This window comes from Pseudomonas sp. OA65 (assembly GCF_017498305.1).
Taxonomy (GTDB): domain Bacteria; phylum Pseudomonadota; class Gammaproteobacteria; order Pseudomonadales; family Pseudomonadaceae; genus Aquipseudomonas; species Aquipseudomonas zanjanensis.
The window spans coordinates 298,136-307,368 of record NZ_JAGDEZ010000002.1 but is presented as its reverse complement, the minus strand read 5'-3'; the positions used below and the strand labels follow the sequence as shown (position 1 = coordinate 307,368).

Below are 9,233 nucleotides of genomic sequence, written 5' to 3'. Positions count from 1 at the left end.
GGGAATCTGGGTGTTGATGGAATTTGGTAATTCACCACAAGCCCCTTGTGGGAGCGGGCTTGCTCGCGAAGGCGGCGGCACATTCGGCATCGTTGCAAGCTGACTCACCGCTTTCGCGAGCAAGCCCGCTCCCACAGGGGTCCTGGGGCGTTGATGAGTTTTGCATTCACTACAAGGTTTCACCCCCTGATCTGCGGGCTGGAATGTCCCCGTTTTCCGCTACAGACGTTTCCTACCTGCCACCGCTTAAATAACCCCTCAAGCTGAATCGTTTCTGTGGATGGAATCCACAGGCGATGTCCGACCGCCCGCCGGTCAGGACTGTCACCCACCGCACGATCACTAAAAGGGAGCCTTATGCATGTGATCATTACGGCCATCGGCTCAGCCGGTGACGTTCACCCATTTATCGGGATCGGCCGCACCCTCGCCGCGCGCGGGCATCGGATAACCTTTTGCGCCAGCGCGGTGTTCGCGCCCGTGATCGAGCGCTGCGGCTTCAAGTTCCTGCCCCTGGGCACCCGCGAGGAATATCGAGCCGTCATGGCTGACCCGGCGCTGTGGCATCCGCGCACGTCACTGCCCACCCTATGGAAAACCGTCGGCGGCACGTTGCGCGAACAGTATCGGCTACTGGAACAGGCGTGCGACGACGACACCGTCATGCTGGGTTCGTTGTGGGCGTTTTCCGCCCGCCTGCTCCAGGAACGGCACGGCATCCCGCTGGTCACGGGCCAGGTCACGCCGTTCGCCATCTGGTCGCCCCTCGCGCGCCCCGTCCATCCACCGGGAACGAACCTGCCGGCTTTCGTACCGTATCCCTTGAGGCGCCTGCTACTGGGGGTCATCGAACATGCCTTCCTCGATCGGCTCATGAAGCCTGAGCTCAACAGCTTCCGCCGCGAATTGGGCTTACCCCCGGTCAAGCGCATCATCAGTCGGTGGATTTCCTCGCCTGACCGGGTGTTGGGATTGTTTGCGGACTGGTTCGCCCCGATCCAACAAGACTGGCCTGCCCAGACGGTGCTCACCGGGTTCCCGTTATTCGATGAGTCCGGCTTCGAGGCGCCAGACGCTGAACTGGAGGACTTTTTGAGCGTGGCCCCACCGGTGGTGTTTACCCCGGGTTCGACGACGGTCAATGCCGAACAGTATTTCGCCGCTGCGGCCCAAGCGCTGAAGTCGATCGACCGTCGCGGCGTGTTCCTGACCAGCCAGGCGGTAGACCCAAGTTTGTCCAGCGACGGCAGGATCCTGGTCAGGCCTTATGTCCCCATGAGCCGCATCCTGCCCCACACAGCGACCCTGGTGCATCACGGCGGCGTCGGGACCACGGCCCTGGCAATCGCCGCCGGGGTGCCACAAATCGTCACGCCATTTGCCCATGACCATTTCGACAATGCAGCGCGAATGCAGCGCCTGGGGTGCGGCTTGCAGGTCTTCGCACCGGCCTCCGCCGAGTCATTGGCGACGGCCCTGGACACGGTGCTCAACAGTCATGAGGTACGCGCCAGTTGCGACCGCTACAGCCAGCTGATGACCCCTGGCGACAGCGCTCGCGAAGCGGCAGCGCTGCAAGTGGAGGCCATCGCCCGCAGAGCCGCCACGTATCGCGTCGCGTAATCACATTCGATCAGTGGAGGCCGTCGACAGACCTGTGGCGAGAGAGACGTTGTGGCGAGGGAGCTTGCTCCCGCTGGGCTGCGCAGCAGCCCCAAGGAAGCTGGCCACAATCAACCTGAAACACCGCGATGGCCGTTTTGGGGGCCGCTTCGCAGCCCAGCGGGAGCAAGCTCCCTCGCCACAGGATGAACACTTTTCTCGAGTGAACAGCATCACGGCCTGACGGCATCTTTTTTTCATTCGTTTCATCGGGCCACCGGATCGGCCCACGGAGAGCACCATGCCCCAGACCCTGCCCGCGTCGAACGCAGAGCGCGTACTGTATCCCCTCACCACTCCGCAACTGGACATCTGGCTGGACCAGGTGCTACACGCCGACAGCCCGCTGTACAACATCGGCGGCTATGCCCGTATCAACGGCGAGGTCGACGCCGCGCTACTGCAGACAGCCTTCAACCAGGTCGTCAACGGCCACGATGCCCTGCGGATCCAACTGGTGCCTGGCTCGGCCGAGCACCCTCTGCCGCGCCAACGCTTCCTGGGGCCGGTAAACGTCCCGCTGGGGCTGCACGACGTGTCGGGCGATGCCAACCCGGAGGCCAGCGCATTGGCCTTGCTGCAGGCCAAGCTGCAGACCCCATTTTCCTTTGACGACGGGTTGCTGGTGCGCGCGGACCTGGTCAAGGTCCGGGAAGACCTCCACTATTGCTTCGTCAATTGCCATCACCTGATCATCGATGGCTGGTCCTTCGCCATGATTGGCCGAACACTCAGCCAGGCCTATACCGCCCTGCACAACCAGGCGCAAAACGCGACAACGGCACCGACCTATCAAGCCTATGTCGAGCAGCAAGTCGCCAGCAAAGACTCGGTTTCGTTCCAGCGCCAGCGTCAATACTGGCTGGAGAAATACCGCACGCTGCCCGAGCCCCTGCTCGCGCCCCGTCAGCCGGGTCAGTTCGGCCAGCGCCTGGCGCCCAGCCAGAACCATGCCTGGCGCTTGCCCCGGGCGCTTTATAACCGCCTCGGCGAAAACGCCAAGGCCACGGGCCAGGCGACGGTCTTCCACGTCATGCTGGGGGTGTTGTACAGCTACTTTGCCCGCACCGAGCAACGGGATGAAATCGTCATCGGCCTGCCCATCCTCAACCGCGCCAATGCCGCCAACAAGGCCACGATGGGCTTGTTCGTCGGCATGAGCCCGGTCCGCCTGAGCCTGGGCACCGACCTGAGCTTCAGCGACCTGGTCGGCAAGATTGCCCTGACGCTCAAGCAGGATTACCGCTACCAGCGCTTTCCGCTGAGCGAGCTCAACCGCGAACTCGGCTTGCAGAACCAGGGCCGGCGCCAGTTGTTCGACGTGGTGGTGTCCTTCGAACAGGACCAGGACACCTGGTACGGGCCGGCGCCGGCACAACCGGTCAAGCTCAGCAATGGCTACGAACAGATCCCGCTGGCGATGCACGTGCGTGAGTCCGCGCCGGAAGACGATGTGTGGATGCACTTCATCTACAACGAGGCGTATTTCGACGCGCCGCAGATCGAAGCCTTGCAACGACGCTTCATGAACATCCTGGAAGGCGTGGCCGCTGATTTCGATGTGTCGGTCATGGCCCTGGAGCCGATGCCGCCCGCTGAGCGTCAACTGCTCAAGGAATGGAATCGCACCGACATCGCCTACCCCAAGGATGTGCTGCTCCACCAATTGATCGAAGCCCAGGTCGCCGCCCGCCCCGACGCGATCGCGGTGCGCTTCGCGGACCAGGCGCTGACCTATGACGCGTTGAATCGCCAGGCCAACCGCCTGGCCCATGCCCTGCTGGAAACCGGTGTTGGCCGCGACGATCGCGTGGCCATCTGCATGGAGCGCAGCCTGGAGATGGTGGTCGGCCTGTTGGGTATTCTCAAGGCGGGTGCCGCCTACGTGCCGCTAGACCCGGGCTATCCTGCCGACCGCTTGAGCCATATGCTCAGCGACAGCGCGCCCTGTGCGCTGATCACCAGCCAAGGCTTATTGGCCAGCCTGCCCGCCGTGACGGTGCCGGTGTGGTGCCTGGATGCCGAGCCTGAAGCACTGTCCCGACAACCGACGCACAACCCCGACGCCGCCGAGCTCGGGCTGACGCCTCGGCACCTGGCCTATGTCATCTACACCTCCGGTTCCACCGGTTTGCCCAAGGGCGTGATGAACCAGCATGACGGGGTGGTCAATCGCTTGCTCTGGGCCCGCGATGCCTATGGGGTCGATGAACACAGTCGGATCCTGCAAAAGACCCCGTTCAGTTTCGATGTGTCGGTCTGGGAATTTTTCCTGCCGTTGCTCAGCGGTGCGCAACTGATCGTCGCCGCCCCCGACGGACACAAGGACCCGCGCTACTTGATGGACATCATGGCGAGCGCGGGCATCACGCTGCTGCATTTCGTCCCGTCGATGTTGCAGGCCTTTCTCGACCAGGTGGAGCCGCAGCGCCTATCCGCGCTCCGGAAAGTCCTGTGCAGCGGCGAGGCCTTGCCCCATGCCTTGCAGACGCGCTTTTTCGAACGTTTGCCGACGGTGCAACTGCACAACCTCTACGGCCCCACCGAAGCGGCCATTGACGTGACGGCATGGCATTGCCGACCCGATGCGCACGACGGCATCGTACCCATCGGCCGGCCCATCGCGAACATCCAGATGCATGTCCTCGACGCGCACCTGCAACCGTTGCCGCCGGGGGTGGCGGGCGAGCTGCACATCGGTGGCATCGGCGTCGCCCGGGGCTACCTGAACCGCCCCGAACTGACGGCCGAACGGTTCATCCACAACCCCTTCCGCGCCGAGCCCCAGGCCCGGCTGTACAAGACCGGTGACCTTGGGCGTTGGTTGCCCGATGGCAGCCTCGAGTACTTGGGACGCAACGATTTCCAGGTAAAAATCCGCGGCCTGCGCATCGAACTGGGCGAGATCGAAGCCCAGTTGCTCGCGTGCGAAGGGGTCAAGGATGTGGTCGTGATCGCCCGCCAGGAGGCCGGTGATGCGTACCTCAATGCCTATTGGGTGAGCGCGCCTGGGTGCTCGCCATCCCCGCAAGCGCTGCAGGAAACCCTGCGCCAGCGCGTCCCCGACTACATGGTGCCCAGGCATCTGATGGAGCTCGAGCAGTTCCCGCTGAGTGTCAACGGCAAGCTGGACCGCAAGGCCCTGCCCGAGCCTTCCGCCACCCAGGGCGGCGATACGACAGCGCCACGCACGGCCATGGAACAGATGCTCGCCGAGCTGTGGCGGGACAACCTCAAGCGCTCGACGCTGGGCATCCATGACAACTACTTCATGCTCGGTGGCGACTCCCTGAAAGTCATTCACTTGCAGATCAACGCCCGTGAACAAGGCATTGCGTTGACCCTGGCGCAGGTTTACCAGTCGCCGACCATCGCCCAGTTGGCCGAGGCCCTGCAGGCGGGGCAAACATCAGCCAGCGGGCTCGAACCCCTGACCCACGTGAAGCCTTTTGCCCTGGTCCCGGCAGCGATCCGCCTGGCCAGTGAAGGCGTGTTCGATGACGTGTTTGCCGCTTCGCAACTGCAAGTCGGGATGATTTATCACTCGATGATGCACCCGGATTCGGCGATCTATCACGACATCTTCCGCTACCGCTTGCGCCTGCCTTGGGATGCGCCGGCGTTTGAACGGGCCTGCGACGCCTTGATCCGCCGTCATCCGGCCTTGCGCATGTCGTTCGATATCGGTCACGCCGAGGTGCCCATGGCCCGGGTGCACTCGACGGTCGAGCCTCCCGTGCACGTCATCGATGCGCGCCCGCTGAGTCCCGATGCCCGGGCCCAGGCCGTTGCCGCCTATGTGGAGGAGCGCAAGCGCTATCGCGAAGACTGGCATCGGGCACCGCTGTATCAGTTCTGCGTGTTCGTCGCGCAGGACGAGATCGACCTGATCTTCAGCTTTCACCATGCCATCCTCGACGGCTGGAGTGTCGCCACCTTGATGCGCGACCTGATCACGCTCTACACCGCGGCGCCCGGCGCCGACGCACTGCCTGCGCTGACCACCACGCCGGCCGACTTCGTGGTCCTGGAGCAAGAGGCCACGGCAACACAGACCCACCGCCGGTTCTGGCGCGACTACTTGCAAGAGGCCCCCGCCGCTGCCATGACCAGCTGGATTCACGCCGTGGCGCCAGACTCGACGCCGCACCGCTCGGCCTACCGTGAGTTGCCCGCCACAGACCTGGCCCGCCTCGAAGCGTTCTGCCAGGCCCAGGACCTGCCCTTGCGCGCGGTCCTGCTGACCGCCCACGGTTTCGCCCAGGCGATCATGTCCAATCAAAAGGAAGTGCTGTGTGGCGTGATCAGCCATGGCCGGCCGGAATTCGAAGATGCCGCCTCGGTCCTGGGCCTGTTCCTCAATACCCTGCCGGTACGTTTCAGCAGCCAGGGCCCGAGCTGGCTGGCGTTGATCCGAGCAACGATAGCCCAGGAACAACAGCTATTCCCCCACCGGCGCTATCCGTTTGCGTTGATTCATCGCGAGACCGACGTCGCCTTGAACGTGGTGTTCAACTACGTCGATTTCTACGTGCTCAAGGACCTGCTGGCCCAAGGCGAAGAGATACTCACCGAATGGGAAACGACGGAAGCGAGCAACTACGACCTGCTGACCACCCTCGGGCGCCACCCGGCCAACGGTTCGTTGATGTTGAAGATGGATTACCGCACCGCCCGCGTCGCCACGGGCCAGGTCGAAGCCTATGCCGATTACCTGCTGCGCACGCTGGAACTGATGATCGCCGTCCCTGAGGCCAAACCATCCATCCCAGCCTGGCTGCCGCCCATCGAACGCACCACGCCCAGGGCCACGACAGCCTTGCCCCACGACAACCTGTCGAGCCTCTTGCTGGACAGCTTCGCGCGCCATGGCGAGCAGACCGCCGTGAGCTTTGGCCAGACCCGTCTGTCCTACCGACAACTGCACGACGCTTGCGCCCAACTGGTGAGCTGGCTGCACCGGCACGGTATCGGCCAGGGTGATCGGGTCGCGATCATGATGCCGCGCTCACCCGACCTGATCGTCGCCTTGCTCGGTGTCGTGCAGGCCGGCGCCGCGTACGTGCCGATCGACCTGAGCTATCCGGACGAACGTATCCAACTGATTCTCGAAGACTCGCAGCCGCGACTGGTGCTGTTCGCCGATGCCTCCGCGAGCCTGGCGATGACCCTGGCAGGCCAGGCCGATACGCGCCATTGGGACAGCGTGGTCGCCGGCTTCGACGACAACCTGGCGGGCAATCATCAACGGGTGGCCGCCATTGCCGCAGGCGTCATGGCTGAAGACAACGCCTACGTGCTCTACACCTCGGGCTCGACCGGCCGTCCCAAAGGCGTGGCCATGCCGCACCGGGCCTTGACCAACATGATCCTCTGGCAAAACCGCCAGCAGGCGCAGGATGTCGATACGCTGAAGACGCTCCAGTACGCGCCCATTTCGTTCGACGTTTCGTTCCAGGAAATTTTCTCGACCCTGTCCAGCGGGCACGGGTTGGTGATGATTGACGAAGGGTTGCGCTATGACTTCATCCGCTTGCTGAGGTTTATTGACGCGCAAGAGATCAATCGCCTGTTCCTGCCGTACGTCGCCTTCCAGGGCCTGGCGGAAATCGCCATGCAACTCGGTATTCACCCGGCATCGCTGCGCCAGATCAATGTGGCTGGCGAGCAGCTGAAAATCACCGCAGAAATCCGTGATCTGATCGATCGCCTCGGCGATTGCCGGGTCGAGAACCACTATGGCCCGACCGAGGCCCATGTGGTCACGAGCTTGCGACTTGAAGGCGCGCCCGCGACCTGGCCAAGCATGCCGCCGATCGGCACACCCATCGACGGCGTGCACATGCATGTCCTCGACGGGGCCGGCAACCCGTGCCCGGTCGGCGTGACGGGCGACCTGTTCATCGAAGGGGCCTGCCTTGCCAATGGTTACTGGAATCGCCCCGACCTGACCGACGAACGCTTTATCTATCGCCAGCTTGAAGGCCAGACCCGACGCTTGTATGAAACCGGCGACATCGGTTTCTACCTGCCCGACGGCGATCTGGTCTACCAGGGCCGCAGCGACGCCCAGGTCAAGATTCGTGGCTACCGCGTCGAGCTCGGCGAGATCGAAGTGGCCATGCTCGGCTCCACCCGGTTCAGGGCCGACATCGAGCAGGTGGCGGTCATCGACAAGCTGGCAACCGATGGCAGCCGTTTCCTGGTGGGGTTCGTCCAGGCCCTGCCGGACTGCGAGCCGGACCTGGATCAGCTCAAAGCAGAAATGCGCCTGGCACTGCCCGATTACATGGTGCCGAACACACTGGTCAGGATCGCGAAGCTGCCCCTCGGGCCCACGGGCAAGATCGACCGGCAGCGCTTGCAGAAGCTAGACGTCCAGACCACCTTGCAGCGTCCGTTCATCGGCCCGCGCAACGCCATGGAGGATCTGCTGCAAGCCTACTGGCAGGACACCCTGGACCTGGACAGCATCAGCATCCACGACAACTTCTTCGAGCTGGGCGGCAATTCGCTCAAAGCGGTGCAACTGGTGGCGATGCTTGCCAAGCATCAAGGCCTGGAGCCTTCACTGTCCGACTTCATCCAGGCGCCGACCATCGCCGAATTCGCCCAAGTGTTGCAACAGACCGCAACCGGACACCCTGGCGGCGGCGCGCTGGTGGACTTCAAGAATGCCACGCGCCGTCCGACGTTGTTCCTCGTCCACCCCATCGGCGGCCATGTGCTGTGCTATGCCGCACTGGCGCGGGTGCTCAAGGACCAGGTCCACCTGTATGCCCTGCAAGCGCCGGGCACCTGGGATGCCCGTGACCCCTTGCAATCGGTGCAGGCCCAGGCGGTGTACTACGCGGACGCCATCGAGCAGGTCGCCCCAGAAGGCCCCTTGAATATAGGCGGCTGGTCCTATGGCGGCGTCGTCGCGTATGAACTGGCGAGCGAGTTGCAGCGGCGCGGACGGCGCCTGCATAACGTATTCCTGCTGGACACCATCGTGCGCGTCAGCCAGGGCGAGGTGCAGATAGAACGCAGCGAGTTCATGAACTGGTTCATGTGGGAACTGCTCAGCGGCGACGGCCAGAAGGAATACGCCTACCACGCCCTGGACTTCGCTGCCCTGGACGACCCCCAGGCATTCGCGGCGATCCGGCAGCACGGCATCGACCAGGGCATTTTCGACGAGACCATCACCCTGGCGACACTCGATCAGTTGTTCCGGGTGTTCCATGCCAACTGGCAAGGGCTGCTGGACTATCGCTTCCCGCCCCTGGACCTGCCTATCACGCTGTTCGCCGCGGATGTCGAACTGCCCGATGTGCTGCAAGCCCCCCACGAATTGGTGGGCACCGCCTTCCGCGACCCGTACCGCGGCTGGCGCACGATTACGCCGCACGTGCAGCGCGTCGCCGTCGAGGGCGACCATCTGACCATGATGCGCGAGCCGCACATCGAGCGAGTGGGTCAATGCATCCGGTCGCGGATGGACCTGGCCCGGGCCAGGCACACCGAATCCACGCGCGCACTCGCTTGACCATGACCGACGATCACGGGGCCGGATTGCCGGCCCCGCA

The 9,233-nt window shown here is 63.8% G+C and carries 2 protein-coding genes; both read left to right on the top strand.

Annotation, left to right across the window (positions count from 1 at the left end; all coding sequences use genetic code 11):
* Positions 1-357: 357 nt before the first annotated feature.
* Positions 358-1,623, top strand: a complete 1,266-nt coding sequence (locus J3361_RS02940; protein ID WP_207962362.1) for a nucleotide disphospho-sugar-binding domain-containing protein — start codon at positions 358-360, stop codon at positions 1,621-1,623.
* Positions 1,624-1,903: 280 nt separating this feature from the next.
* The gene (locus J3361_RS02935) at positions 1,904-9,193 is read left to right on the top strand and encodes a non-ribosomal peptide synthetase (RefSeq protein WP_207962354.1); all 7,290 of its coding nucleotides are present in this window, start codon (positions 1,904-1,906) and stop codon (positions 9,191-9,193) included.
* The last annotated feature ends 40 nt before the right edge of the window (positions 9,194-9,233 follow it).

Bases quoted from the DNA above. Each gene is read 5' to 3' on its own strand.
- J3361_RS02940 (WP_207962362.1), top strand. From the start codon at position 358: ATGCATGTGATCATTACGGCCATCGGCTCAGCCGGTGACGTTCACCCA.
- J3361_RS02935 (WP_207962354.1), top strand. From the start codon at position 1,904: ATGCCCCAGACCCTGCCCGCGTCGAACGCAGAGCGCGTACTGTATCCC.